Here is a 25684-nt window from a genome sequence, read left to right on the forward strand (position 1 = left end):
TTCGCAGCGTGCCTGCGCAGCCAAGCCCAGCAACACCCTCTCGCGTGACGGCTACCTTCACCGCACCCACCTCAGCCGGCCCGCCGAACGCAGCAACCACACCCAGCACAGCTACCACAGCTACCACACCCGCCGGGCCGCCGACAGCCTCCCGGTCAGCGGGCGCCAAGACCGTCCTGCACGCCGATGACATCTCCCGGGTGCTGGACCGGATCGCCCACCAGATCCTGGAGAAGACCCAGGGCGGTGACGGCGTGGTCCTGCTGGGCATCCCGACCCGGGGTCAGCCCCTGGCACACCGGCTGGCTGCCCGCATCGCCAGCTTCTCCGGCGTCCAGGTCGGCCTGGGCAGCCTGGACATCACCCTCTACCGCGACGACCTGCGCACCCAGGCCAGCCGGCCACTGGGGCGCACCGTCGAGCCGGCGGGCGGGGTGGACGCCAAGCTGGTGATCCTGGTCGATGACGTGCTGTTCTCCGGCCGCACCGTGCGGGCCGCGCTGGACGCGCTGACCGACCTGGGCCGCCCGCGCGCCGTGCAGCTGGCGGTGCTGGTCGACCGGGGCCACCGCGAGCTGCCGATCCGGGCCGACTACGTGGGCAAGAACCTGCCGACCTCGCCCGAGGAGCAGGTGCGGGTCAGCCTGGTCGAGACCGACGGGGTGGACGAGGTCAGCATCGTCGCGGCCGGGGGCCAGGCATGATCAGGCACCTGCTCTCAGCCGGCGATCTCGACGCGGCCAGTGCCAGCCAGATCCTGGACTCGGCCGAGCAGATGGACGCGATCCAGACCCGGCAGGTCAAGAAGCTGCCCGCGCTGCGCGGGCGCACCATCGTCAACCTGTTCTTCGAGGACTCCACCCGGACCAGGTCGTCCTTCGAGATCGCCGGAAAGTGGCTGTCGGCCGACGTGATCAACGTCAGCGCCAAGGGCTCCAGCGTCAGCAAGGGCGAGAGCCTGCGCGACACCGCGTTGACGGTCGCCGCGCTCGGGGTGGACGCGCTGGTGGTCCGGCATCCCAGCTCCGGCGCGGTGCAGCGGATCACCGAATGGGTCGACTGCCACGTCATCAACGCCGGCGACGGAACCCACGAGCACCCGACCCAGGCGCTGCTGGACGCGTTCTCGCTGCGCCGCCGGCTCGGCGAGCTGGCCGGCCGGCACATCGTCATCGTCGGCGACCTGGTGCACAGCCGGGTGGCCAGGTCCAACGTCGCGCTGCTCACCCTGCTGGGCGCGCAGGTGACCCTGGTCGCGCCGCCCACCCTGATGCCGGCGGGCGTGCACGGGTGGAACTGCGTCACCAGCTGGGACCTGGACGCGACGCTGGCCGGCAAGGTGGCCGGCGACGTCGACGCCGTGATGATGCTGCGCGTCCAGCGCGAGCGGATGGGCGGCGGCTCGGCAGGCGGTGGCCGGGCCGCGGTCGGCTACTTCCCGACCGAGCGGGAGTACGCGATCGGCTACGGCCTGAGCCCGGCCCGGCTGGAGCTGCTGCCCGAGCACGCGCCGGTGCTGCACCCGGGCCCGATGAACCGCGGCCTGGAGATCTCTTCGGCGGCGGCCGACAGCGGCCGGTCGCTGGTGCTGGACCAGGTCCGGGCCGGGGTGGCCGTCCGGATGGCGGTGCTCTACCACCTGCTGGCCGGCGCGGACGAGGCGACCGGCGCGCTGCGAGCGGCGCCGGCCGAGACGGCGGGGGCGTCCTCGTGACCGGAGCTGCCCGGCCGGCTCCGGTGCTGTTGCGCGGGGTGCGGCCGTTGGGCGGCGCGCCGGCCGACGTACTGGTGGCCGACGGGGTCATCGTCGAGGTCGGGTCCGGGCTGGAGCTACCGGACGGCGCACAGCTGATCGAGGCCGACGGCGCGGTGCTGCTGCCGGGCCTGGTCGACCTGCACACCCACCTGCGCGAGCCCGGGCGCGAGGACACCGAGACGATCGCCACCGGCTCGGCCGCGGCCGCGCTCGGCGGGTTCACCGCGGTGCACGCCATGGCCAACACCAACCCGGTCGCCGACACCGCCGAGATGGTCGAGCAGGTGGCCAGGCTGGGCGAGCTGGCCGGCCTGGTCGACGTCCGCCCGGTCGGGGCGGTCTCGCGCGGACTGGCCGGCGAGCAGCTTGCCGAGATCGCCAACATGGCGCGATCGGCCGCCGGGGTAAGGGTGTTCAGCGACGACGGCCACTGCGTCAGCGACGCCCGGCTGATGCGCCGGGCGCTGGAGTACCTCAAGCCGTTCGACGCGGTGCTGGCCCAGCACGCCCAGGACCCGCGGCTGGCCGACGCCAGCTGCTGTGCCCACGAGGGCGAGCTGTCGGGCCGGCTGGGGCTGCCCGGCTGGCCCTCGGTCGCCGAGGAGAGCATCATCGCCCGCGACGTGATGCTGGCCCGGCACACCGGCTCGCGGCTGCACGTCTGCCACGTCTCCAGCGCCGGCAGCGTCGAGGTGCTGCGCTGGGCCAAGGCCCGGGGCATCCCGGTCACCGCCGAGGTGACCCCGCACCACCTGCTGCTGACCTGTGATCTGCTGAGCAGCTATGACCCGGTGTACAAGGTGAACCCGCCGCTGCGCCCGGCCGAGGACGTCGAGGCGTTGCGGGCCGGCCTGGCCGACGGGACCATCGACGCGGTGGCCACCGACCACGCCCCGCACGCCGCGCACGACAAGGACCACGCCTTCGGCGACGCCGCGTTCGGCATGCTCGGCCTGCAGACCGCCCTCGGGGTGCTGATCGAGACGATGGTCGAACCCGGCCGGCTGGACTGGGCGGGGCTGGCCGACCGGATGAGCGTCCGGCCGGCCATGATCGGACGGCTCGCCGGGCACGGCCGTCCGATCGCCGCGGGGGAGCCGGCCAACCTCACCCTGATCGATCCGGGCGCCAGCTGGCTGGTGGAGCCGGCCAGGCTGGCCTCGCTCTCGCGCAACACCCCGTTCGCCGGCCGGCGACTGCCCGGCCGGGTGCTGGCGACCTTCCTCCGCGGCCGGGCCACCGTGCGCGCCGGCGCGGTGCAGGCCCGGCCGGCGGTGGTGTGGGCATGACCCGCTGGCAAGGGCTGGCTACCCGGCGTGGATAACGGCGATCGAGTATCGAGGACGAGGAAATTTCCATGACTGACAAGGCGATTCTGGTCCTGGAGGACGGCCGGTTCTTCAGCGGCCAGTCCTACGGCGCGACCGGTGAGACCTTCGGCGAGGCGGTGTTCAACACCGGCATGACCGGCTACCAGGAGACCCTGACCGACCCGTCCTATCACCGTCAGGTGGTGGTGCAGACGGCCCCGCACATCGGCAACACCGGCGTGAACGACGAGGACCAGGAGTCCTCGCGGATCTGGGTGTCGGGTTACGTGGTGCGCGACCCGGCCCGGCGGATGTCGAGCTGGCGGGCCACCCGGTCCCTGGACGAGGAGCTGTTGAGCCAGGGCGTGGTCGGCATCTCGGGCATCGACACCAGGGCGCTGACCCGGCATTTGCGCGAGCGGGGCGCCATGCGCTGCGCGATCTCCTCCACCGACCTGGACCCCGACTCGGTGCGCCAGCGGGTGCTGAGCTCGCCGGGGATGGCCGGCGCCGATCTGGCCGGCGAGGTCAGCACCCGCCAGGCCTACACCGTCGAGGCGATCGGAACCCGCCGGTTCACCATCGCGGCGCTGGACTACGGCATCAAGACGATGACCCCGCACCGGCTGGCGCAGCGCGGCATCACCAGCCACGTGCTGCCGGCCGACTCCAGCGTGCGGCAGGTGCTCGACACCGGCGCCGACGCGGTGTTCCTGTCCAACGGACCCGGTGACCCGGGCACCGCCGACAGCGCGGTCGCGCTGCTGCGCGAGCTGCTGGCGACCGGCACCCCGGTGTTCGGGATCTGCTTCGGCAACCAGCTGCTGGGGCGGGCCTTCGGCTTCGGAACCTACAAGCTGCGTTACGGCCACCGCGGCATCAACCAACCGGTCCAGGACCGGGCCACCGGCAAGGTCGAGATCACCGCCCACAATCACGGCTTCGCCGTCGACGCCCCGATCGATCGGCCGACTTCGACAGATTTCGGCAGTGTGGAGGTCAGCCACATCTGCCTCAACGACAACGTGGTGGAGGGGCTGCGCGCCCATGACGTCCCGGCGTTCTCGGTGCAGTACCACCCGGAGGCCGCGGCCGGTCCCCACGACGCGGCCTACCTGTTCGACCGGTTCGCCGAACTCCTGGAGAACAACTGATGCCCAAGCGCAGCGACATCCACCACATCCTGGTGATCGGCTCGGGGCCCATCGTGATCGGCCAGGCGTGCGAGTTCGACTACTCCGGCACCCAGGCCTGTCGGGTGCTGCGCAGCGAGGGCTTCCGGGTCAGCCTGGTGAACTCCAACCCGGCCACCATCATGACCGATCCCGAGTTCGCCGACGCCACCTACATCGAGCCGCTGACGCCGGAGTTCGTGGAGAAGGTGATCGAGACCGAGGCGGCGCTGGGCCACCCGATCGACGCGCTGCTGGCCACCCTCGGCGGCCAGACGGCGCTGAACCTGGCTGTCGCGCTGCACAATCGCGGCGTCCTGGAGCGGCACGGCGTGGAGCTGATCGGCGCCGACATCAACGCCATCCAGCGCGGTGAGGACCGGCAGAAGTTCAAGGACATCGTCCGGACGGTCGGCGCCGACGTCCCGCTCTCGGCGGTCTGCCACAGCCTGGACGAGGCGGTGGCCTTCGCCGAGACGGTCGGCAACCGGGTGGTCATCCGGCCGTCCTTCACGATGGGCGGCCTTGGCTCGGGGATGGCGCACTCGGCCGAGGAGGTGCTCACCCAGGTCTCGCGCGGGCTGGACGCCTCGCCGGTGCACGAGGTGCTGGTCGAGGAGAGCGTGTTCGGCTGGAAGGAGTTCGAGCTGGAGCTGATGCGCGACCGCAAGGACAACGTGGTGGTGGTCTGCTCCATCGAGAACATCGACCCGATGGGGGTGCACACCGGGGACTCGATGACCGTCGCGCCGGCGATGACGCTGACCGACCGGGAGTACCAGCAGATGCGTGACGTCGGCATCGCCGTGCTGCGCGAGGTCGGCGTCGACACCGGCGGGTGCAACATCCAGTTCGCGATCGAGCCGAAGTCCGGCCGGATGATCGTGATCGAGATGAACCCGAGGGTGTCGCGGTCCTCGGCGCTGGCCTCCAAGGCGACCGGCTTCCCGATCGCCAAGATCGCCGCCAAGCTCGCGGTCGGCTACACCCTGGACGAGGTCACCAACGACATCACCGGCGCCACCCCGGCCTGCTTCGAGCCGACCCTGGACTACGTGGTCATCAAGATCCCGCGGTTCGCCTTCGAGAAGTTCCCGGGCGCTGACCCGGTGCTCACCACGCACATGAAGTCGGTCGGCGAGGCGATGTCGATCGGGCGCAACTTCACCGAGGCGATGGGCAAGGCGCTGCGCTCGATGGAGACCAAGGCCGCCGGCTTCTTCACCAGCGCCGACCCGGATCTCGGGCTCGCGTCGACCGAGGAGCTGCTGGGCATCGCCTCGGTCCCCACCGACGGGCGGATCTATGCCATCGAGCGGGCGCTGCGGGCCGGCGCGACCGTCACCGAGGTGGCCGAGGCCACCGGCATCGACCCGTGGTTCATCGACCAGTTCGCGCTGATCCTGGAAGTGGGGCAGGAGCTGCTGGAGGCGCCGGACCTCACGGCCGAGCTGCTGCGGCGGGCGAAGCGGCAAGGCTTGTCGGACCGCCAGATCGCGGCGCTGCGCCCGGAGCTGGCCGGCGAGGACGGGGTCCGGCTGCTGCGGCACCGGGCCGGCATCCGGCCGGTGTTCAAGACCGTGGACACCTGTGCCGCCGAGTTCGCCGCCCTCACCCCGTACCACTACTCCAGCTATGACTCCGAGACCGAGGTCAGGCCGCAGCCCGACCGGGCCAAGGTGCTGATCCTGGGCAGCGGGCCCAACCGGATCGGGCAAGGCATCGAGTTCGACTACTCCTGCGTGCACGCGGTGATGGCGCTGCGCGAGGCGGGCTTCGAGACGGTGATGGTCAACTGCAACCCCGAGACGGTCTCCACCGACTACGACACCGCCGACCGGCTGTACTTCGAGCCGCTGACCTTCGAGGACGTGCTGGAGGTGGTGCACGCCGAGCGGCAGTCGGGCACCGTCGCCGGGGTGATCTGCACGCTGGGCGGGCAGACCCCGCTGGGCCTGGCGCAACGGCTCAAGGACGCCGGGGTGCCGGTGCTGGGCACCCAGCCCGAGGCCATCGACCTGGCCGAGGACCGCGGCGAGTTCGGCCGGGTGCTGGCGCTGGCCGGGCTGCTTGCGCCCAAGCACGGACTGGCCACCTCCTTCGACGAGGCCAAGCAGGTCGCCGACTCGATCGGCTACCCGGTGCTGGTCCGGCCGTCCTACGTGCTGGGCGGGCGCGGGATGGAGATCGTCTACGACGAGGCGGGCCTGTCGACCTACATCGCCAAGGCCACCGACATCGCCCCCGATCACCCGGTGCTGGTGGACCGGTTCCTCGACGACGCCGTCGAGATCGACGTCGACGCCCTCTATGACGGCGTCGACCTCTACCTGGGCGGGGTGATGGAGCACATCGAGGAGGCCGGCATCCACTCCGGCGACTCGGCGTGCACGCTGCCGCCGATCACGCTGGGCAGCAGCATCATCGAGCGGGTCCGGGCGGCCACCGAGCGGATCGCCCACCACGTCGGGGTCCGGGGCCTGCTCAACGTCCAGTACGCCTTGAGCGGTGACATCCTCTACGTCCTGGAGGCCAACCCGCGCGCCAGCCGCACGGTGCCGTTCGTGTCGAAGGCCACCGCCGTCCCGCTGGCCAAGGCGGCGGCCCGGATCGCGGTCGGCGCCACGGTCGCCGACCTGCGCCAGGAAGGGCTGCTGCCCCGCTACGGCGACGGCGGTGAGCTGCCCGTCGACGCCCCGATCGCGGTCAAGGAGGCGGTGCTGCCCTTCCACCGGTTCCGCTCACCGTCGGGGGACCTGGTCGACAACATCCTCGGCCCGGAGATGAAATCCACCGGTGAGGTGATGGGGTTGGACCGGACCTTCGGCTCGGCCTTCGCCAAGTCCCAGGCGGCGTCCTTCGGCTCGCTGCCCACCAAGGGCACGGTGTTCGTCTCGATCGCCAACCGGGACAAGCGCGCCGCGATCTTCCCGGTGCGCCGGCTCTTCGACCTGGGCTTCCGGATCCTGGCCACCACCGGGACCGCGCAGGTGCTGCGCCGCAACGGGGTGCCTGCCGAGATGGTCGGCAAATACTCCGAGGGCGCCGGCAACATCGTCGAGCAGATCCTGGCCGGCAACGTCAACCTGGTGCTCAACACCCCGTTCGGCTCGCCGGGCAACTCCGGCCCGCGGATCGACGGCTACGAGATCAGGTCGGCCGCCGTGCACGTCGGCATCCCATGCCTGACCACCGTCCAGGCGGTTGCGGCGGCGGTCCAGGGCATCGAGGAACTCATCCGCGACGAGGTGACGGTGGCCTCCTTGCAATCGCATCACCGAGCGTTGGCCAGCTGGCGAAAGGGGACCGGCCGATGAGTGCCGACGTCGAGAGCACGGCGGCGAACGCGACCGGCCCGGTGCAGGAGATCGGTGAGATCTTCGACATCACCAGGTTCGGCGACTACACCCAGCTGACGGTGGTCGCGCCCGGGGTGGCGCGTGCCTTCGCGCCGGGCCAGTTCGTGGCGGTGGCGGTCGGCGGGTCGCAGACCTCGATGCTGCTGCGCCGCTCGTTCGCGCTCTACGGGGTGAAGCCGGGCTCGGAGTTCGCCGGCACCATCCAGTTCGTGGTGGCCGTGCACGGACCGGGCACCGAGTGGCTGGTCAGCCAGCGGATCGGGGCCCGGTTGAACCTGGTCGGCCCGCTGGGAACGCCGTTTCCGATCCCCCGGGACGCGGTGCCGGCCGTGCTGGTGGGCGGCGGCTACGGCACCGCCCCGCTGCTGCCGCTGGCCGAGCGGCTGATCGGCCTGGGCAGCGAGGTCGAGATGATCGTGGGGGCCTCCCGGGCCGACCGGCTGTTCGGTGAGCTGCAGGCCAAGCGGCTGATCGGCAAGGTCACCGTGACCACCGACGACGGCTCGGCCGGCCAGTTCGGCCAGGTCACCGACCCGCTGCCCTCGGCGATCGAGCGGCTGGGTGCCGAGATCGTCTACGCCTGCGGGCCGATGGGCATGCTGGCCGCGGTCGGCGAGGTGGCCCGGGCGCACGCCATCCCGGCCCAGGTCGCGGTCGAGGAGGCGATGGCGTGCGGGATCGGGGTGTGCATGACCTGCGTGCTGCCGGTCCGCGGAACGGACGGGGTGTCGCGCTTCGTCCGCTCCTGCGTGGAGGGGCCGGTCTTCGAAGCCGGCCGGGTGCGCTGGGCCGACGTCGGGACGTTGCCGGCTGACCTGCACGGAGCTGATGGGATGGGGCGCTAGATGGTGGACCTGCGAACCTCGCTGGGGCGGCTGCAGCTGCCCAACCCGGTGTTGACGGCGTCGGGCTGCGCCGCGTCGGGCAAGGAGCTGAGCCAGTTCTTCGACCTCGCCGCACTCGGCGGCTTCGTCACCAAGTCGATCATGCTGCGGGCCCGGTCGGGCCGGGCGACCCCCAGGATGGCCGAGACGCCGAGCGGGATGCTGAACTCGATCGGCCTGCAGGGCCCGGGCATCGACGCCTTTCTGGCCCATGACCTGCCCTGGCTGCACGCCCAGGGCGCGCGGGCGGTGGTGTCGATCGCCGGCGGGCACACCGACGAGTACGTGGCGCTGGCCAAACGGCTCTACAACCACCCGGCCGACCTGATCGAGGTCAACATCTCCTGCCCGAACGTCGAGAGCCGCGGCCAGGTCTTCGCCTGTGACCCGATCGCGGCCGGCCGGGTGATTTCGGCCGTCCGGCGGGCGGCGCATCCCAACATGCCGGTGTTCGCCAAGCTGTCGCCCGACGTGACCGACATCGGACTGATCGCCCGGGCGGTCACCGACGCCGGCGCGGACGGGATCTCGCTGATCAACACCCTGCTGGGCATGGAGATCGACCTGGACACCCTGCGGCCGGTGCTCGGCGGCGGCACCGGCGGGCTGTCCGGGCCGGCGATCCGCCCGGTGGCGCTGCGCTGCGTCTGGCAGGTGCACCAGGCGGTGCCGCATCTGCCGCTGCTCGGGATGGGCGGCATCATGACCGGCCGCGACGCGCTGCGGTTCCTGCTGGCCGGCGCCTCGGCGGTCTCGGTCGGCACCGCGGTGTTCCACGACCCGACGGCGCCGGTCCGGATCCTGGCCGAGCTGGAAGCCGAACTCGACGCCCGCGGGTTCTCCTCGGTCACCGACGCGATCGGCTTCGCGCACAAGAGCCCGGAGCAGCAGGCGGCCCTGCGGAGTGGTGCCAGCCAACCGGTGTCGGCATGAATCCGGCTTCGGAGGTGACCGACCCCGAGGCGACCGCGCGGCCTGCCAGCTTCGGTCAGCGGCTCAGCACCGCGCTGGAGCGGCGGGGCTCGCTGTGCCTGGGCATCGACCCGCACGCCCAGCTGCTCGAGCAGTGGCGGCTGGCCGATGACCTGGCCTCGCTGGAGCGGTTCGCGCTGAGCTGCGTGGAGGCCTTCGCCGACCTGGCGCCGGTGATCAAGCCGCAGTCGGCGTTCTTCGAGCGGTTCGGCTCGCGCGGCGTCGCGGTGCTGGAGCGGACCATCGCCGCCGCCCGGGCGGCCGGCGCGCTGGTGCTGCTGGACGTCAAGCGCGGCGACATCGGCTCCACCATGGCCGCCTACGCCCAGGCCTATCTCGACCCGTCCTCGGATCTGGCGGTGGACGCGATCACGCTCAGCCCCTACCTGGGCGTCGGTTCGCTGGAACCGGCCTTCGAGCTGGCCGAGCGGCACGGCGCCGGGGTGTTCACGCTCGCCCTGACCTCGAACAAGGAGGGGCCGCAGGTGCAGCACGCCCGGCTGGCCGACGGCCGGACGGTGGCCCAGTCGGTGATCGACGAGCTGGCCGCGCGCAATGCCGGCGTCCAGCCGCTCGGCTCGTTCGGCGTGGTCGTGGGTGCCACCATCGGTGACTCCGTCGCGCAGCTCGGCGACTTGAACGGGCCATTCCTGGTGCCGGGCATCGGCGCCCAGGGCGGCACCGCGGCCGACGTCCGGCGGATCTTCGGTTCCAGCCTGCGAGCGGTGCTGCCGAGCGTGTCCCGGGAGGTGCTGCGGGCCGGGCCGGGACTGCCCGCCTTGCGCGCCGCCGCCGAGCGGGCCGTCGAGGACTTCCTCTTCCTACGCGGCTGAATCTCGGTCGCTGGTTACCGGATGCTCAACGATCCGGATCGTTATTGGCCGTCCCGGATCGTTATTGGCCGTCCCGGATCGTTATTGGTCGTCCGGGCGATCAAAAGTGATACGGGTCGTTTTCTCTGGGCCCGCCGGGTTGCCCGGCCATAATCCATCGGCGGCAATCTAGATGCCGCGATCCATCCGATGACATGGCCTGAGCCGGTAGCGTGGCAGGCATGCCGGAGGCTCCTCCACTCAGTGCTGAGCAGCGGGCCGGCGCGCTGGCGAAGGCGAGCGCCGCCCGGGCGGCCAGGGCCAGGGCCCGGGCCGATCTCAAGAGCGGCCGGCTCAGCCTTGACCGGCTGCTGGAGCGGGCCGACGCCGATGACCAGCTGGCCGCGATGCGGGTGACCGCGCTGCTGGCCGCGCTGCCGGGTTATGGCAAGGTGCGGGCGGCGGCGCTGCTGGCCGAGCTGCGGATCGCCGAATCCCGCCGGTTACGAGGATTGGGCCCTCATCAGCGCGCCGCGTTACTCCAACGAATCATGCAGACGGCACAATCGCAGTCATGACCGGACCAGCCGAGGACGCCATGGTGCCCGCCCGCCTCACCGTCCTGTCAGGACCGTCCGGGGTGGGCAAGGGAACCGTGGTGGCCGAGGTGCGCCGGCTGTTCCCGCACGTCTGGGTGTCGATCTCGTGCACCACCCGCAAACCCCGCCCGGGCGAGGTGGACGGGGTGCAGTACCACTTTCTCACCGACGCCCAGTTCGACGAGCTGATCGAGACCGACCGGCTGCTGGAGTACGCCACCTTCGCCGGCCACCGCTACGGCACGCCGCGCCGGCCGGTCGAGCAGCACCTGGCCGCCGGCCGGCCCACCCTGCTGGAGATCGAGCTGCAGGGCGCCCGGCAGGTGCGCGAGCGGATGCCCGACGCCCAGTTCGTGTTCCTGGCCCCGCCGTCGGAGCACGAGCTGCGCGACCGGCTGACCGGTCGGGGCACCGAGACCGGCGACGTGATCGAGACCAGGCTGACCCGCGCCGAGTACGAACTGCAGGCCCGGGACGAGTTCGACGTGGTGGTGATCAACGACGACGTCGAGCGGGCCGCCGCCGAAGTGGTGTCGCTGCTCAGCGTCCCCGTCTCCTGAGCCTGAGTTGAGCCGGGTCAGTCGACCTGCTTGGTGGCCGTCACCAGCGCGGCCAGCCCCTTCTTGGCATCGCTGAACAGCATGCTGGTCTTGGGGTCGCCGTAGAGCTCGTTGTCGATGCCGGCATAGCCCGAGGCCATCGAGCGCTTGATGACGATGATGCTGCGGGCGCGGTCGACGTCCAGGATCGGCATGCCCGAGACGGCGTTGCCGGGCCGGCGGGCGGCCGGGTTGGTGACGTCGTTGGCGCCGATGACCAGGGCCACGTCGGTGCGGTCGAACTCGGGGTTGATCTCTTCCATCTCGCGCAGCTGGTCATAGGGCACGTTGGCCTCGGCCAGCAGCACGTTCATGTGGCCAGGCATCCGGCCGGCCACCGGGTGGATCGCGTAGGAGACCTCGATGCCCCGGCTCTCCAGCAGCTCGCCGAGCTCGCGCACCTCGTGCTGGGCCTGGGCCGCGGCCAGGCCGTAGCCGGGCACCACGATCACCTTGCTGGCATAGGCCAGTTGCAGGGCCGCGTCGTCCAGGGCGATCGACTTGACCGAGCCGCCGCCGGCCGGGCCGACCTCGATTCCGGCCGCGCCGGTGCCGAACCCGCCGGCCATGATGCTGAGCACCGAGCGGTTCATCGCGTCGGCCATCAGCTTGGTCAGGATGGCTCCAGAGGCGCCGACCAAAGCGCCGGCGATGGTCAGGGTGGCGTTCTCCAGGACGAAGCCGGCCATCGCCACCGCGGTGCCGGTGAAGGCGTTGAGCAGCGAGATGACGACCGGCATGTCGGCGCCGCCGATCGGCAGCACCATGCCGATGCCGATGCCCAGCGAGGCGATCAGCACCACCGCGAGCAGCCACGGGCTGTGCGCTCCGGCGATCACCGCGATCCCGGCGACCAGCGCGCCCAGGGTCAGCACGATCGAGATCAGCCGCGAGCCGGGGAAGTTGATCGGCTGGCTCCAGTAGCCCTGCAGCTTGGCTGCCGCGATCAGCGAGCCCGAGAACGTCACGGCGCCGATCAGCACGTCGAGCACCACCGCGGTCGCGATACCGGCCGAGACGTGGCTGTCGTGCTGGTAGTCGGCCACCGCGATCAGCGCCGCCGCGCCGCCGCCGACGGCGTTGAACAGGCTGACCAGTTGGGGCATCTGGGTCATCGCCACGGCCCGGGCCGAGTACAGCCCGACCGCCGAGCCGATCAGGGTGCCGGTGCCGAGCACTATCCAGCGGGTGGAGGTCATGGTGCCGCTGTCGGACACCGAGACCAGCACGGCCACGACCGCGACCAGCATGCCGAAGGCCGACAGCTGGTTACCGCGCCGGGCGGTGGCGGGGGAGTTCATCATGTGCAGGCCGAGCACGAAGGCCACCGCGCCGAACAGCGAGGCCAGCCGGACGCCGTTGTCGACGGTCATGCGGTCTCGCCTTCCACGGCCTTCGCCGAGCCGGCCGGGATCGGGCGTTTACGGAACATCTGCAGCATCCGGTCGGTCACCGCGTACCCGCCGACCACGTTGGCCGCGCCGAAGGCGGCCGCCACGAAGGTCAGGACGTAGCCGAACGTCCCCTCGACGAACGAGGACAGGATCACCACGCCGACCAGCACCACGCCGTGGATGGAGTTGGCGCCCGACATCAGCGGGGTGTGCAGCGTTGCCGGCACCTTGCTGATCACCTCGAAGCCGACCAGCAGGGCCAGCACGAAGATCGTCAGGTTGCCGACGAATCCCTGGGTCATGACAGCTGCCCTTCACTCGAAGCCGCGCCGGCCGGGGGAGCGGTCACCGAGGCGGGAGCGACCACGGCGGCCACCGCCGGTGACACGATCTCGCCACCGTGGCTGATCACCACGCCGCGCTGGATCTCATCTTCCAGATCGATGGCCAGCTGGCCGTCGCTGACCAGGTGTTGCACCAGCGCGGCCATGTTGCGTGACAGCGCCTGCGAGGCGCTGGTGGCCATTTGGGACGGCAGGTTGGCCGCTCCGACCAGCCGGACGCCGTTGCCGGTAAGCACGGTCTCGCCGGGCACCGATCCCTCGACGTTGCCGCCGAGCCGGCTGGCGGCCAGGTCGACCACCACCGAGCCCGGCCGCATCCGGGCCACGGTGTCGGCGGTGACCAGCACCGGCGGGACGCGGCCGGGCACCTGGGCGGTGGTGATCACGATGTCGTGCCGGGCGATGTGCTCGGCCAGTTCCTGCTGCTGGGCCTGGCGTTCCTCGGCGGTCAGCTCGCGGGCATAGCCGCCCTCACCGGCCCCGGCGATGCCGGCCTTGAGCTCCAGGAACTTCGCGCCCAGCGACTTGACCTCGTCCCGGGCAGCCGGGCGCACGTCATAGCCGCTGACCACCGCGCCGAGCCGGCGGGCGGTGCCGATCGCCTGCAGCCCGGCGACCCCGGCGCCCAGCACCAGCACCGCGGCCGGCTTGGAGGTGCCGGCCGCCGTCATCAGCATCGGGAAGAACCGGTCGTAGTGCTCGGCGGCGACCAGCACGGCCTTGTACCCGGCGGCGCTGGCCTGCGAGCTCAACGCGTCCATCGACTGGGCCCTGGTCAGCGTCCGGGGGAGCCCGTCCAGGCTGATCATGGTGACGCCGCGGTCGGTGAGGGCGCGGACCAGTTCGGGGTTGGTCAGCGGCGCCAGCAGTCCCAGCCAGCCCTGCCCGGCCCGCAGCGTGCCGAGCACGTCCTCGGCGGGCGGGCCGACCGAGAGCACCAGGTCGGCCTGGGCCAGCAGCTCGCCCCGCTGCAGCAGTTGCGCGCCGGCGGCCTGGTAGGACTCGTCGTCGAACCAGGCGCCGGCGCCGGCGCCGACCTCGACCAGCACCTGGGCGCCGATCGCCTGGAGCCGCTTCACGCCGTCCGGGTCGAGGGCGACCCGGCGTTCGTGAGCAGCCGTCTCTTTCACCACCGCGATCCGCAGGGTGCTCATCCGGCGTGCCTTTCGGTTGGGTGTCCTGTGGGCGGCCTGACTACCCCGCCCAGGGCCATCGAACCGGGACGACCCGGCCGACATCGAGCAAACACTAGCGGGTCACTGAATCGATACCCGTGACCTTGCCCACAGGCGTTGCGCGGGGTCCGGTCGCAGGCGCCAGTCCGGCGCCGCGGAGTTGGTAGGATTGCCAGGACTGTGCGTGGCGTTCAGGTCGCCGACTGCCTGGGCCAGATCTTGTCGTAGCCAGCGGCGCACATGATTGACGAGAAGAATCCGAGGCTAGCGTGACCGCACCTGTGCCTGCTCCCGAAGGCATCACCAACCCGCCGATCGACGAACTGCTCGACCGGACCGGCTCCAAGTACGCCCTGGTCATCGTGGCCGCCAAGCGCGCCCGTCAGATCAACGCCTACTACAGCCAGCTCGGCGAGGGCCTGCTGGAGTACGTCGGCCCGATGGTCGAGACCGCTCCGCAGGAGAAGGCGCTGTCGATCGCGCTGCGCGAGATCAACTCTGACCTGATCGAGTTCAAGCCGTCCGAGGCCTAGGCCACGGCAACGGGTTCGCATGATGCTTGTCGTGCCCGTCGAGACCACCCGGGTGGTCCTCGGAGTCTCCGGGGGCATCGCCGCGTACAAGGCGGTGGACCTGCTGCGCAGGCTGAGCGGGTCCGGCTACGACGTCACCGTGGTGCCCACCGAGGCGGCGTTGCGCTTCGTCGGCGAGCCGACCTGGGCCGCGCTGTCGCACAACCCGGTGCTCACCGACGTCTGGACCGGCGCCGAGCAGGTGCCGCACGTCCGGCTGGGCCGGCAGGCCGACCTGGTGGTGGTGGCGCCGGCGACCGCTGACCTGCTGGCCAGGGCAGCGCACGGCCTGGCCGACGACCTGCTCACCAACACCCTGCTCACCGCCCGGGGCCCGGTGCTGTTCGCCCCCGCGATGCACACCGAGATGTGGACCCACCCGGCGACCGTCGCCAACGTGGCCACCCTGCGCAGCCGTGGCGCGGTCGTGCTGGAGCCTGCCTACGGCCGGCTGACCGGCGACGACTTCGGCCAGGGACGGCTGCCCGAACCGACCGAGATCGCCCGGCTGGCCGAGCTGCTGCTGCGCCGGCCGGACGCGCTGCGGCGGGACCTGGTGGGCCGCCGGGTGCTGATCACCGCCGGTGGCACCCGCGAGCCGCTGGACCCGGTGCGTTTTCTGGGCAACCGCTCCTCGGGCCGGCAGGGCTTCGACCTGGCCGCCGTCGCCGCCGCCCGCGGGGCCGAGGTGCACTTGGTGGCGGCCAACGTGGAGCTGCCGTGCCCGGCGGGCATCGAGCTGATCCGGGTCGGCAGCGCCGAGGAGCTACGCGCCACGACCCACGCCGCGGCCAAGTACGCCGACGTGGTGGTGATGGCCGCCGCGGTGGCTGACTTCCGACCGGCCGCGCCGGCCGAGGTCAAGATCAAGAAGACTGACGCCGCCCCGGCCCCGATCGAGCTGATCGGCAACCCGGACGTGCTTGCCGAACTGGTTCGGGCCCGCTCCGTCGGCCGGCTGAGCACGCCGGTGATCGTCGGCTTCGCGGCCGAGACCGGTGACCGGCACGCCGACGTGCTGACCCACGGCCGGGCGAAGCTGGCCCGCAAGGGCTGTGACCTGCTGGTCGTCAACGCCGTGTCCGATGGCCGGGTCTTCGGCCTGCCCGACAACGCCGCGGTGATCCTGAGCGCGACCGGACCCGAGATCGACGTCCCACTCGGTCCCAAAACCGTGTTAGCCGCAGCCCTTTGGGATGCGATCGCGGCATTGCTACCTGAGTAGACTGCCCTTGCCATCACACCCCTAGGAGCTTTTGTGAGCCGTCGTCGCCTCTTCACCTCGGAGTCCGTCACCGAAGGACATCCGGACAAGATCGCCGATCAGATCTCGGACGGAATCCTGGACGCCCTGTTGAGCCAGGACCCGGCCAGCCGGGTGGCGGTCGAGACGCTGATCACGACCGGCCAGGTGCACATCGCCGGTGAGGTCACCACCAACGCCTACGCCGACATCCCGACGATCGTCCGCAAGACCATCCTCGGCATCGGCTACGACTCCTCGCGCAAGGGCTTCGATGGCGAGTCCTGCGGCGTGAGCGTGTCGATCGGCGCCCAGTCGGCTGACATCGCCCAGGGCGTGGACACCTCCTACGAGGCGCGGGTCGAGGGCGCGGACGAGGCCGAGGACGCCATCGCCTCCCAGGGCGCCGGCGACCAGGGCCTGATGTTCGGCTACGCCTGCGACGACACCCCCGAGCTGATGCCGCTGCCGATCTGGCTGGCGCACCGGCTGGCCGAGCAGCTGACCGAGGTCCGCAAGAACGGCACCGTCCCCTACCTGCGTCCCGACGGCAAGACCCAGGTCACCATCGAGTACGTCGACGGCAAGGCCGCCCGGCTCGACACGGTGGTGGTCTCGAGTCAGCACGCCGAGGACATCGACCTCGACACCCTGCTCAAGCCTGACATCGAGGAGCACGTGATCAAGCCGGTGCTCGAGGGGCTGAGCATCGACACCTCGGACTACCGGGTGCTGGTCAACCCGACCGGCCGCTTCGTGGTCGGCGGCCCGATGGGCGACGCCGGCCTGACCGGTCGCAAGATCATCGTCGACACCTATGGCGGCATGGCCCGCCACGGCGGCGGCGCGTTCTCCGGCAAGGACCCGTCGAAGGTCGACCGCTCGGCGGCCTACGCGCTGCGCTGGGTGGCCAAGAACGTGGTGGCCGCCAAGCTGGCGAGCCGGATCGAGGTGCAGGTCGCCTACGCGATCGGCAAGGCCGAGCCGGTGGGGCTGTTCGTCGAGACCTTCGGGACCGAGACGGTGCCGGTCGACAAGATCGTCGACGCCATCAACGAAACCTTCGACCTGCGGCCGGCCGCGATCATCCGCGACCTGGACCTCAAGCGCCCGATCTACCAGAAGACCGCCGCCTACGGCCACTTCGGCCGCGAGGACGCCGACTTCACCTGGGAGCGGACCGACCGCGCCGAGCAGCTGGCCAAACTCGCCAACAGCTGATCCTTCTCTGCTTGTCGCCATTGTGCGGCCCGAACCCGCGCCGATCTCGGTCGAAACCGCGGGTTCGGGCCGCACAATGCGGTTTCCAGCTATTTGGAACAGGTGATGTGCATCCCCGAGGGTCTGGCGAGAAATTCTTCCCAGAAGCCCGCGCCGCGCTTGCGTTCGGAGTCCGGAGGGATCAGGAAAGGCTCGATCTTCCACGAGCGGAATCCCACGGTTCGGAATGCTTCCTCATACGCTTCCCAGGGCAGCCAGTAGAAGTCGAACTCCACCGTCTTCTCGCCGAGGAACAACGTGCCGCGAAGCCTTGCCCCCTCGTGCAGGGTTTCCTCCATCAGGCGGAAGGAGAACCCGTACTTGCGCTGATCGAAGACGGGCTGCGGTGGCTGCAGGATGTTGGCGATGCTCGCCACGAAGTGCTGGCCCGGCTTGAGGTTGTCGTAGGCCGTCCGCACCATCTGGCGTAGTTGATCCCGGTTCTCGGCGTAGTGCAGGAGGTAGGCGGCGGAGACCCGGTCGAACTCGCCGATCCTCCCCAGCGTCGCGGCGTCCGCGACCCGGTACTCGATTCCTATGGGCTCGGTGTCTTCTCGCTGCTGGGCCAGCGCGATCATCTGCGGCGAGATGTCGACGCCCACCACGTGCGCGGCCCCCCACTGTCTGAGGAGGCGGGTGCCCATCCCGTCGCCACAGGCCAGGTCGAGGACGGAGAGACCGGTGAGGTCACCAAGCCGGGCGCGCAGTGAGTGCCACTCGGCGTCGCGGAGCGGCACGGCGGCAGAGATCTTCTGGTAGTCGAGGGCAATCGTGTCGTACTGCGTCACGTGTCTCCCTGGGTGTGCTTGGGCGGTGCCGACGAACGTTTACCTTCGAATTTAACGCCGGAGTCCAGCCTCGCCGCCCGCCGCTCGCCTGATCGTTGGCCGCGCTGCAGGGGTTGCGTCGGCGAGTCGCCCTGCTATCGGGCCAACGATCGGCGCGTCGAGAGCTGAGCGCTGGACGTATGGGGTCGGAGAACGTCGGCCTCGGCTGGTAGGCATATGCCGTGACCGCCGACCGCACGGACGCTCCCAGCCTGCCCGGGCTGGCGGCGCGGGCGGCCGTCCGCCGGGCTCCGCGGCCGCCGCGGGACCGCCAGCCGGCTGAGCTGCTGCCGGTGGCGCGGGTGGCCGTCGACTCGCCGTTGCCGCACCTGGACCGACCCTTCGATTACCTGGTGCCGGCCGAGCTGGACGAGGTGGTGGTTCCCGGGTCCCGGGTCCGGGTGCGGTTCGCCGGCCGGCTGATCGACGGCTGGGTGCTGCGGCGGCTCGAGGCCAGCGAGCACGACGGCCGGCTGTCCTACCTGGAGCGGGGCGTCGGCGACGAGCCGGTGCTGACCGCTGAGACGGCCGAGCTGTTCCGCACGGTGGCCGATCGGTGGGCCGGCACCTTCGCCGACGTGCTGCGGCTGGCGGTGCCGCCCCGGCATGCCCGTGCCGAGTCGGCGGTGGCAGTCGAGGCCGCGGTTGCGCCTGCGGCGCCTGATCCGGACGGCTGGGCGCGCTACCGGGCCGGCGCTGCCTGGCTGAGCGGGGTGCAGGCCGGCCGGCCGGTGCGGGCGGTGTGGAACGCGGTGCCGGGGGAGGACTGGCCGGCCCGGATCGCCGAGGCGGCGCAGGCGGCGCTGGCCGGCGGTCGGGGGGTGCTGGTGGTGGTGCCCGACGGGCGCGACATCAGCCGGGTCGACGCGGCGCTGCAGGCGGCGCTGCCCAAGGGCTCGCACGTGGTGCTGAGCGCCGATCTGGGACCCGAGGCCCGTTACCGGCGGTGGCTGGCGGTGCGGCGCGGGGCGGTCCGGGCGGTGCTCGGCAACCGGTCGGCAGTGTTCGCGCCGGTGGCCGACCTGGGGCTGGTGGTGATCTGGGACGACGGCGACGACCTGCACGCCGAGCCCCGCGCGCCCTACCCGCATGCCCGCGACGTCGCCGTGCTGCGAGCCGCCGGCACCGGCGCGGCGCTGCTGGTGGCCGGCTTCGCCCGGACTGCGGAGGCGGCGCTGCTGGTCGAGTCGGGCTGGGCGCAGCCGATCGTCGCCGACCGGGCGGTGCTGCGGGCCGCCGCGCCCCGGATCGTGGCGCTGGGCGATGAGGTGGAACTCGAACGCGACCCGGTCGCCCGGTCGACCCGGTTGCCGGCGCTGGCCTTTCGAACCGCCCGGGCCGCGCTGGCCGCCGGCAGCCCGGTGCTGGTGCAGGTGCCCCGGCGCGGTTACGCGCCGACCCTGGCGTGCGCCAAGGACCGGACGCCGGCCCGCTGCCGGCACTGCTCCGGGCCGCTGGCGGCGGCGTCGCGGCAGGGGCTGCCGTCCTGCCGGTGGTGCGGCCGGCCGGCGGCGGACTGGCGCTGCCCCAAGTGCGGCGCCGACCGGCTGCGGGCGATGGTGGTCGGCTCGACCCGGACCGCCGAGGAGCTGGGCCGGGCGTTTCCGGGGGTGGTGCTGCGGGTGAGCGCCGGTGATTCGGTGCTGGCCGACATCCCGGCCGGGCCGGCGCTGGTGGTGGCGACGCCGGGCGCTGAGCCGGTCGCCCCGGACGGGTACGGCGCGGCGCTGTTGCTGGACGGCTGGGCGTTGCTGTCCCGGCCCGACCTGCGGGCGGCGGAGGAGGCGATGCGGCGCTGGGCGAACGCGGCGGCGCTGGTGCGCGGCGACGGCACCGTGATCGTCGGCGCTGACGCCTCGCTGGCGGTGGTGCAGGCGCTGCTGCGGTGGGACCCGGCCGGGCATGCCGAGCGTGAGCTGGCCGACCGGCGTGAGCTGCACTTTCCGCCGATCAGCCGGATGGCTGCCCTGGTCGGCGCGCCGGCTGACGTCGCCGAGTTGCTGTCGCTGAGCCAGCTGCCTGGTTCGGCCGAGGAGCTCGGCTCGGTGCCGGTGCAAGCTGTTCGCGGCGGCCAGCCGACCGAGCACATCCGCAGCCTGTTGCGGGTGCCGCGGCCGGACGGGGTGGCGCTGGCCGAGGCCCTGCACGCCGCGGCGGCCGTCCGATCAGCGCGCAAGTCCGGGGGAGCGGTGCGGATCATGCTTGACCCGCTTGAGTTGTTCTGACCGGACTAGGTGAGCGGGGCGTTGAGGTGCGGGCGCCTGACCCCGGAGTTTGGCCCGTTGAAGTGCCACCACTCACCTGAGTACACGGTGATCCCGCCGGAATTCATCGCCGACCGCAGCCGCGCCCGGTTGGCCTGCGCCTGCTGGCTGACCCCGTCGGTCGCGAACGCCCTAGCGATCGACGAGAAGTGGTCAAAGTCGGTGCCCATGTCCAGCAGGCAACGGCGTTGGACTCGCTGAGCGGCTGGGCATTGCCGACCGGTGGCCGCATAGGCAAGCGTGATGTCGACCGAGCGGCCGGCTACGTGGCTGGTCGCGTACGGCCCGGGCCGGGCCACCCACTGCGGGTCGGAGACGATGTCGAACATGCGCACCTGCACCGCGTGCGGCCGGTAGCAGTCCCAGAAGACGACGACAAAGCCCTCGCGCCGCAACCGGTCCGCGGCCACCTTCAAGCCGGGCGCCATCGACTCGTGCACCAGGCATCGGGCGCCGGCCGGGTACATCGGCACGCCGACGAAGTTGTTGCTGGTGGCATAGCGCAATTCGACGATCGCGTCGGGGACGACCGTCCGGATATCGACCAACCCCACCGCGCGGGCCGTGACCCCGGCCGGCGGCGCCGACGCGCTACGCGACACCGAGGGACGTGACGTCGGAGGCCGCGAGGTCGCAAGCCGCGACACTGATGACCGGGCTGTGGTGCGGGCGGGTGACGAGCCAACCGTGCCCGCCGACGACGAGCGCGCCGGGGACGAGGACGCGAAAGACGACGAGAGCGACGGCGAGGAACTAGCCGGCAGCTGCGCGTCAGCGGCGGGGCGCGAGGTGCAGCCTGCGCTGGCGGCAAGTAGCAGCAGCGCAAGCCACCACCGCCCGAACCTGATCATGGGCCCATCCTGGCGGTCTGCCGACTGGCAGGCAATTCGCCGCACAAGACCGGCGATGCCGTCAGGCCCGGAAGGCGACCGTGCGGTGCTCGCCGGCGAGTCAGGGTCGCCTGGTCATCCGGTAGGAACAGGTGCGCCAAAGGGTCGGAGCCGCGATCACATTTCCATTATTAATTAGTACATAATATACAATATTGCTGCCCGTTCGAAGCGAGGCGTGAATCGGCCAGTTGCCGGTCGCCCTCACACCCCCAAGGAGTACATGTGCGGTTCCGCGCGCCCCTCCCGTCCAGTCCTGGCCCTGCCCAGCTGCCCCGAACGTCGCTTCGCACTGCGCTGCGAGCGATGGTTCTCGCGGTGCTCGTCCTGGCGACCTTGCCGGTGATCTCAAACCAAGAGGCTCATGCCGTCGTGCCGTTGCTGACGAACACGCAGCGCCAGGCCTATCTCAACTACTACGCGCCGGTGATCTTCAAGCGCGGCAACGAGAACAACGCGCAGGAAGGCCGCGACTGGCTGACCAACTACGACTTCGACCAGGACCAGAACTTCGCGACGAACCGCGTCAACTGGCTGAAGGTGAACCAGTACACCGCCGCGTCGGCGGCCAAGGCGACCACGAGCCCGTACGCCAGGTGGCGGATCCGCCCGACCCTGTACACCTCGCTGATCGAGTACATGACCGGCAGCACCAAGTCGCTGGTGCTGCTCTACCACGTGTACAACGCGGCGGACAAGGAAGGCTCCGAGATCCACGACTGGGAGCGGATCGAGATCGTCGTGCGCAACGTCACCGGCACGCCCGGGGCAACCGGTGAGTACGTGAACACCTCGACCATCACCCATCACAGTGAGGACATCATCCGCAAGCGCGGGGACTCCGGGTTCAACTTCATGAACACCGCCACGGGCAAGCACCTGATGATCTGGCAGGCCGACGAGGCCGGCGAGGTCACGGCCACCCACGCGCACGAGCTGCGGTATTCCAACGACACCCACAGCGCGCTCATCAGCCAACCCTCGACCAACCAGGCCGAGGTGGAGATCAGCGGCAAGGACAGTGACAAGAACGTCCACTACATCTTCGTCCCGCAGTCGTCCTCGGCCGCGGTCAGCGCCTGGGGCGCGAAGCCGCTGAACTTCTCCAACGCCTCCACGTCATTCACCGGATACGACAACGAGCAGACCATCGCCTGGTACCAGACGAAGCGGCTCACCTATGAACTGCAGGACATCGCCGACATCACCCTGAGCCACTGGTCCGGCAACCCGGCCTGGTCCACGCACTGGCTGTCGAGCACGGCGGGCGACATCGTGCTGGAGTCGCCGGTCGTGAACGAGACGGGGGCGATCGATGTCCCCGCCGGACGCCAGCGCTTCCACACGCGGGCCCGTGACAACGGAAAGTCCGATCTGGACGGCGGGCGCAACGGGCAACTGCTCAAGGACTGGTTCTACGGCGCTTACTCCGCCGAGGCGGACGAGGACTGGCCCTCCACCAGCGACGACTTCGAGGCTTTCGAAGGGGTGGGCACCGACAACTCCGTGTGGACCCGTCAGATGGCCAGCGGACGCTACGACTCGCCCAACTCCTACTGGTGGCAGCATGACTACTTCGTCCACGACGGGACGGTCGACACCGACAGCACCGAGGAGAACGGCGACTGGCTGCGCGGCGCCTGGTACACCGCCGCCAACGGCGGGTTCGACGGGCGCTGGGTGCAGCTGTTCGACGACCGGCCGGGGCTTGAGCCTCCAGCCTGACATCTGGCACCAGTACGGCCCGGCTCGCGCGCAGTGCGCGTGAGCCGGGCCGGCGCCCCGGGATCGGTCGCTGCAGCCACACCGCCGCTCGCGGTGTTGTCAGACGGCTGTCCTACCTTGCGAGGATGGACATGGACTGGAAGATCGAGCTCATCTTCATCCCGGTGACCGACGTCGACCGCGCCAAGGCGTTCTACGTCGATCAGGTCGGTTTCCACGCCGACCACGACCAGCAGGTCAACGAGCAGTTGCGCTTCGTGCAGCTGACCCCGCCCGGGTCGGCGTGCTCGATCGCGTTCGGCACCGGCATCACCCAGATGACGCCGGGCAGCCAGCGCGGCGTGCAGGTGGTGGTGCCCGACGCGGCGGCGGCTCGCCAGCACCTGCTCGACCACGGTGTGCAGGCCAGCGAGGTCGACGTGCAGCCATGGGGCTCATTCGTGACCTTCGACGACCCGGACGGCAACGGCTGGGTCCTGCAGGAGCTGCCCCCGCGCATGCGACCGGCCCCGTGACCTGACGCCGGTCAGACAGCCGCTGTTCAGACAGACGCCAGTCAGACAGCCGCCGGTCAAGCAGGCGCATCCGGTGACTGGCCGGTGGCCTCGGCCGTTTCGCCAGCCGCGGTCTCGTCCGCCTCCCGGCGTGCGCGCGCCCGCCGCTTGCCCTCGTGCATGGCGGCCACCCGCGCGATCGGGATCAGCCGGCCCTCCTCGACGAGAATCTCGCTCAAAGGCTGCGGCTCCGGCATCCGCTCGGCCCACGGATCACCCGAACCCATCAGCCCGAGCGCGGTGTGCACGGTGAAGTCAGCGGGCTGGACGCTGTCGAGTTCGTCCCAGGAAAGCGGGAACGACACCGGCAGCCCAGCGCGCAGCCGCGGGCTGTACGCCGCCACCACCGTGGCCCCGCCGGCGCGGGTCGAGTCCAGAAACACCTTTCCCTCACGGTCCTCCCGGACGAACGCCGTGGTGGCCAGCGCCGGGTCCAGGCGCTCGGCGCGCACCGCCAGCGCCCGGGTCGCCGCGGCCACCTCTTCCGTCGCCGCGCCCGCGATCGGCACCATGACGTGCACGCCCTTGGCGCCGCTGGTCTTGAGCGCGCCCCGCATCCCCACCTCGGCCAGCGCCTGTCGCACCAGCAGGGCAGCGTCCAGGGCGACCCGGAACGCCGCCCCCTCCGGCGGGTCGATGTCGAGCACCAGGTGCGTCGGCCGATCGCGCTGGTCGAGCCGGAACAGCGTCGGGTGGTACTCCACGGCGCGCTGGTTGGCGAACCAGAGCAGCGTCGGGCGGTCATCGCACAGCGCGTAAGAGATCTCGCGCTTGGACGCCTCGGCCCACACCGTCACCGTCTTCACCCACTCCGGGGTGTACTTGGGAACGTTCTTCTGCATGAACGCGTCCTGGCCGCGCAGGATGCGCACCACCGACAGCGGCCGATCCCGCAGGCCCGGCAGCATCCGGTCGGCGATGGCGTCGAGATAGTCCACGAACTCACGCTTGGTGGCGCCCGCGCCGTCGAACAGCGGCTGATCGAGGTTCGTCAGCTGGACGCCGTCGCGGACGTCATCTTTGCTCATCCGCCCATCCTGCACCCACCTTGAGGCGTGGTGGCCTCCGACGCCCGGCTACCGCGCGAGGTAGCGCTGGGCCAGTGTCCGCGGCGCGCAGGCCAACCAGCCGTCGATGATCGCCTCGCGCAGCGCTGACTCCTCGGCCCTGTCGAGCTGGATGAGCACGGCGGGGTAGCCGTTGAAATGGGAGATCGTGAAGAAGCCGGCCGGGTTGGCCGCGAGGACGGCCTCCTTCTCGCTCAAGTCCGCGACCTTCACCGCCATGATCGGGCCGTCCGGCGGGGTGGCGTCACCGAACCGCTTGAGGTCGGCCTTGCTGAACGGCCGTTCCCAGGCGAATGCCTTGCCGTTGACGTACCAGGTGCGGTTGCCGAACCGCTCGCCCTCGGTCACCTCGGGCAGTTCCATCGCCAGCCGGGCAGCATCCTCGAGCGTGACCATGGCTCCACCGTAGGCCGTAGGGCCGACAACCGGGGCAAGGTGCGAGGATGCGGTGATCGCAGCTGAGGAGCCCGGACAATGACCTACGCCAAGGACCCGCGGGTGGACGCCTACATCGACGGCCTGGCCGACTGGCAGCAGGAGATCTGCCACGAGGTGCGCGACCTGGTGCACGCCGCCGACCCGGAGGTGACCGAGACGGTCAAGCGGCGCGTCCAGCCGTACTTCGTCCTGCAGGGCAACATCTGCGCGCTGCTGGCGACCAAGAACCACGTCAACGTCTTTCTCTACGACGGCGCGATGGTCGCCGACCCCGAGCACATCATCACCGCGGGCCATGACAACAAGACCGCCCGCACCGTGGCGGTCCGACCGGGAGAGCCGATCAACGCTACGGCGCTGACCGCGATGTTCTCCCAGATCATCGCCAACAACCGCGCCGGCGGCTGGCGAAAGCTCAAGCAGGCCCAAGCCGAAGCCGGCCCGAGCTGAAGCAGGCTCGAGCGGAGG

General features: G+C 71.0%; 24 protein-coding genes. 17 read left to right on the top strand and 7 right to left on the bottom strand.

Translation table 11 applies throughout. The features are described 5' to 3' along the window. The first annotated feature begins 44 nt into the window (after window positions 1-44). From pyrR to gmk, 10 genes are all read left to right on the top strand, one after another. Window positions 45-704, top strand: a complete 660-nt coding sequence (pyrR, locus tag VF557_19735) for a bifunctional pyr operon transcriptional regulator/uracil phosphoribosyltransferase PyrR (GenBank protein ID HEX8082449.1) — start codon at window positions 45-47, stop codon at window positions 702-704. Continuing rightward, window positions 701-1714, top strand: coding sequence for an aspartate carbamoyltransferase catalytic subunit (locus VF557_19740; GenBank protein ID HEX8082450.1), 1014 nt, complete (start codon window positions 701-703; stop codon window positions 1712-1714). Before pyrR ends, VF557_19740 begins: the two co-directional genes overlap by 4 nt. Continuing rightward, complete coding sequence (locus VF557_19745) at window positions 1711-3045, top strand: dihydroorotase (protein HEX8082451.1); 1335 nt, start codon at window positions 1711-1713, stop codon at window positions 3043-3045. The genes VF557_19740 and VF557_19745 overlap by 4 nt, the downstream gene beginning before the upstream one ends. A gap of 68 nt (window positions 3046-3113) precedes the next feature. Then, window positions 3114-4220 carry a glutamine-hydrolyzing carbamoyl-phosphate synthase small subunit gene (carA, locus tag VF557_19750; protein HEX8082452.1) on the top strand — a complete coding sequence of 369 codons (1107 nt, stop codon included), beginning with the start codon at window positions 3114-3116 and terminating at the stop codon, window positions 4218-4220. Further along, window positions 4220-7555, top strand: coding sequence for a carbamoyl-phosphate synthase large subunit (gene carB / locus VF557_19755; GenBank protein ID HEX8082453.1), 3336 nt, complete (start codon window positions 4220-4222; stop codon window positions 7553-7555). The genes carA and carB overlap by 1 nt, the downstream gene beginning before the upstream one ends. Continuing rightward, window positions 7552-8442: a dihydroorotate dehydrogenase electron transfer subunit gene (locus VF557_19760; GenBank protein HEX8082454.1), complete on the top strand. Its 891-nt coding sequence runs from the start codon at window positions 7552-7554 to the stop codon at window positions 8440-8442. Before carB ends, VF557_19760 begins: the two co-directional genes overlap by 4 nt. Beyond that, entirely contained in the window at window positions 8443-9414 is a 972-nt protein-coding gene (locus tag VF557_19765; protein ID HEX8082455.1) for a dihydroorotate dehydrogenase, read from the top strand. Further along, on the top strand, window positions 9411-10286 hold the full coding sequence (pyrF, locus tag VF557_19770; GenBank protein HEX8082456.1) for an orotidine-5'-phosphate decarboxylase: 876 nt from the start codon (window positions 9411-9413) through the stop codon (window positions 10284-10286). The genes VF557_19765 and pyrF overlap by 4 nt, the downstream gene beginning before the upstream one ends. A 221-nt stretch (window positions 10287-10507) precedes the next feature. Then, the gene (gene mihF, locus VF557_19775; GenBank protein ID HEX8082457.1) at window positions 10508-10843 is read left to right on the top strand and encodes an integration host factor, actinobacterial type; all 336 of its coding nucleotides are present in this window, start codon (window positions 10508-10510) and stop codon (window positions 10841-10843) included. Then, a complete protein-coding gene (gene gmk, locus VF557_19780; GenBank protein ID HEX8082458.1) occupies window positions 10840-11424 on the top strand; it encodes a guanylate kinase in 585 nt (194 codons plus the stop codon). The genes mihF and gmk overlap by 4 nt, the downstream gene beginning before the upstream one ends. Before the next feature lie 17 nt (window positions 11425-11441). On the opposite strand, the gene VF557_19785 is transcribed toward gmk, so the two are convergent. From VF557_19785 to VF557_19795, 3 genes are read right to left on the bottom strand one after another with little or no spacing between them, the layout of a single operon-like run. Beyond that, window positions 11442-12836 carry an NAD(P)(+) transhydrogenase (Re/Si-specific) subunit beta gene (locus VF557_19785; GenBank protein HEX8082459.1) on the bottom strand — a complete coding sequence of 465 codons (1395 nt, stop codon included), beginning with the start codon at window positions 12834-12836 and terminating at the stop codon, window positions 11442-11444. Continuing rightward, window positions 12833-13159: an NAD(P) transhydrogenase subunit alpha gene (locus VF557_19790; protein HEX8082460.1), complete on the bottom strand. Its 327-nt coding sequence runs from the start codon at window positions 13157-13159 to the stop codon at window positions 12833-12835. The genes VF557_19785 and VF557_19790 overlap by 4 nt, the downstream gene beginning before the upstream one ends. After that, a complete protein-coding gene (locus tag VF557_19795; protein HEX8082461.1) occupies window positions 13156-14355 on the bottom strand; it encodes a Re/Si-specific NAD(P)(+) transhydrogenase subunit alpha in 1200 nt (399 codons plus the stop codon). The genes VF557_19790 and VF557_19795 overlap by 4 nt, the downstream gene beginning before the upstream one ends. A 290-nt stretch (window positions 14356-14645) precedes the next feature. On the opposite strand from VF557_19795, the gene rpoZ reads away from it, so the two are divergent. Genes rpoZ through metK form a run of 3 tightly spaced genes read left to right on the top strand, consistent with a single transcriptional unit; the run spans window position 14646 to window position 17412 of the window. Beyond that, window positions 14646-14909, top strand: a complete 264-nt coding sequence (gene rpoZ, locus VF557_19800; GenBank protein ID HEX8082462.1) for a DNA-directed RNA polymerase subunit omega — start codon at window positions 14646-14648, stop codon at window positions 14907-14909. 31 nt (window positions 14910-14940) lie between these two features. Next, window positions 14941-16173 carry a bifunctional phosphopantothenoylcysteine decarboxylase/phosphopantothenate--cysteine ligase CoaBC gene (coaBC, locus tag VF557_19805; GenBank protein HEX8082463.1) on the top strand — a complete coding sequence of 411 codons (1233 nt, stop codon included), beginning with the start codon at window positions 14941-14943 and terminating at the stop codon, window positions 16171-16173. A 33-nt stretch (window positions 16174-16206) separates the two neighbouring features. Beyond that, the gene (gene metK / locus VF557_19810) at window positions 16207-17412 is read left to right on the top strand and encodes a methionine adenosyltransferase (protein ID HEX8082464.1); all 1206 of its coding nucleotides are present in this window, start codon (window positions 16207-16209) and stop codon (window positions 17410-17412) included. Between the two features lie 89 nt (window positions 17413-17501). On the opposite strand, the gene VF557_19815 is transcribed toward metK, so the two are convergent. After that, window positions 17502-18239, bottom strand: a complete 738-nt coding sequence (locus VF557_19815) for a class I SAM-dependent methyltransferase (GenBank protein HEX8082465.1) — start codon at window positions 18237-18239, stop codon at window positions 17502-17504. 221 nt (window positions 18240-18460) lie between these two features. On the opposite strand from VF557_19815, the gene VF557_19820 reads away from it, so the two are divergent. Then, a complete protein-coding gene (locus VF557_19820; GenBank protein ID HEX8082466.1) occupies window positions 18461-20503 on the top strand; it encodes a primosomal protein N' in 2043 nt (680 codons plus the stop codon). A gap of 5 nt (window positions 20504-20508) precedes the next feature. Here the strand turns inward: VF557_19820 and VF557_19825 are convergent, their stop codons facing one another. Beyond that, window positions 20509-21144: a M15 family metallopeptidase gene (locus VF557_19825; protein ID HEX8082467.1), complete on the bottom strand. Its 636-nt coding sequence runs from the start codon at window positions 21142-21144 to the stop codon at window positions 20509-20511. 660 nt (window positions 21145-21804) lie between these two features. Between VF557_19825 and VF557_19830 the strand changes: the two genes are divergently transcribed. Further along, window positions 21805-23157 carry a hypothetical protein gene (locus tag VF557_19830; GenBank protein HEX8082468.1) on the top strand — a complete coding sequence of 451 codons (1353 nt, stop codon included), beginning with the start codon at window positions 21805-21807 and terminating at the stop codon, window positions 23155-23157. Window positions 23158-23282: 125 nt separating this feature from the next. Then, window positions 23283-23672 carry a VOC family protein gene (locus tag VF557_19835; GenBank protein ID HEX8082469.1) on the top strand — a complete coding sequence of 130 codons (390 nt, stop codon included), beginning with the start codon at window positions 23283-23285 and terminating at the stop codon, window positions 23670-23672. Between the two features lie 56 nt (window positions 23673-23728). Here VF557_19835 and ligD read toward each other — a convergent pair whose 3' ends face one another. Both ligD and VF557_19845 read right to left on the bottom strand, forming a co-directional pair. Continuing rightward, window positions 23729-24739 (bottom strand): non-homologous end-joining DNA ligase, encoded by a 1011-nt coding sequence (ligD, locus tag VF557_19840; protein HEX8082470.1) that lies wholly within the window; start codon window positions 24737-24739, stop codon window positions 23729-23731. Between the two features lie 48 nt (window positions 24740-24787). Then, a complete protein-coding gene (locus VF557_19845) occupies window positions 24788-25174 on the bottom strand; it encodes an MmcQ/YjbR family DNA-binding protein (GenBank protein HEX8082471.1) in 387 nt (128 codons plus the stop codon). Between the two features lie 78 nt (window positions 25175-25252). On the opposite strand from VF557_19845, the gene VF557_19850 reads away from it, so the two are divergent. Then, entirely contained in the window at window positions 25253-25666 is a 414-nt protein-coding gene (locus tag VF557_19850; protein HEX8082472.1) for a DUF1801 domain-containing protein, read from the top strand. Window positions 25667-25684 lie beyond the last annotated feature (18 nt).

Source organism: Jatrophihabitans sp. (genome assembly GCA_036389035.1).
In the GTDB taxonomy this organism is placed as follows: Bacteria; Actinomycetota; Actinomycetes; order Mycobacteriales; family Jatrophihabitantaceae; genus Jatrophihabitans_A.

Bases quoted from the DNA above. Each gene is read 5' to 3' on its own strand.
- VF557_19795 (HEX8082461.1), bottom strand. From the start codon at position 14,355: ATGAGCACCCTGCGGATCGCGGTGGTGAAAGAGACGGCTGCTCACGAA.
- VF557_19845 (HEX8082471.1), bottom strand. From the start codon at position 25,174: ATGGTCACGCTCGAGGATGCTGCCCGGCTGGCGATGGAACTGCCCGAG.
- VF557_19740 (HEX8082450.1), top strand. From the start codon at position 701: ATGATCAGGCACCTGCTCTCAGCCGGCGATCTCGACGCGGCCAGTGCC.
- VF557_19785 (HEX8082459.1), bottom strand. From the start codon at position 12,836: ATGACCGTCGACAACGGCGTCCGGCTGGCCTCGCTGTTCGGCGCGGTG.
- VF557_19835 (HEX8082469.1), top strand. From the start codon at position 23,283: ATGGACATGGACTGGAAGATCGAGCTCATCTTCATCCCGGTGACCGAC.
- pyrF (HEX8082456.1), top strand. From the start codon at position 9,411: ATGAATCCGGCTTCGGAGGTGACCGACCCCGAGGCGACCGCGCGGCCT.
- VF557_19765 (HEX8082455.1), top strand. From the start codon at position 8,443: ATGGTGGACCTGCGAACCTCGCTGGGGCGGCTGCAGCTGCCCAACCCG.
- carA (HEX8082452.1), top strand. From the start codon at position 3,114: ATGACTGACAAGGCGATTCTGGTCCTGGAGGACGGCCGGTTCTTCAGC.
- gmk (HEX8082458.1), top strand. From the start codon at position 10,840: ATGACCGGACCAGCCGAGGACGCCATGGTGCCCGCCCGCCTCACCGTC.
- VF557_19790 (HEX8082460.1), bottom strand. From the start codon at position 13,159: ATGACCCAGGGATTCGTCGGCAACCTGACGATCTTCGTGCTGGCCCTG.
- mihF (HEX8082457.1), top strand. From the start codon at position 10,508: ATGCCGGAGGCTCCTCCACTCAGTGCTGAGCAGCGGGCCGGCGCGCTG.
- VF557_19760 (HEX8082454.1), top strand. From the start codon at position 7,552: ATGAGTGCCGACGTCGAGAGCACGGCGGCGAACGCGACCGGCCCGGTG.
- ligD (HEX8082470.1), bottom strand. From the start codon at position 24,739: ATGAGCAAAGATGACGTCCGCGACGGCGTCCAGCTGACGAACCTCGAT.
- carB (HEX8082453.1), top strand. From the start codon at position 4,220: ATGCCCAAGCGCAGCGACATCCACCACATCCTGGTGATCGGCTCGGGG.
- VF557_19850 (HEX8082472.1), top strand. From the start codon at position 25,253: ATGACCTACGCCAAGGACCCGCGGGTGGACGCCTACATCGACGGCCTG.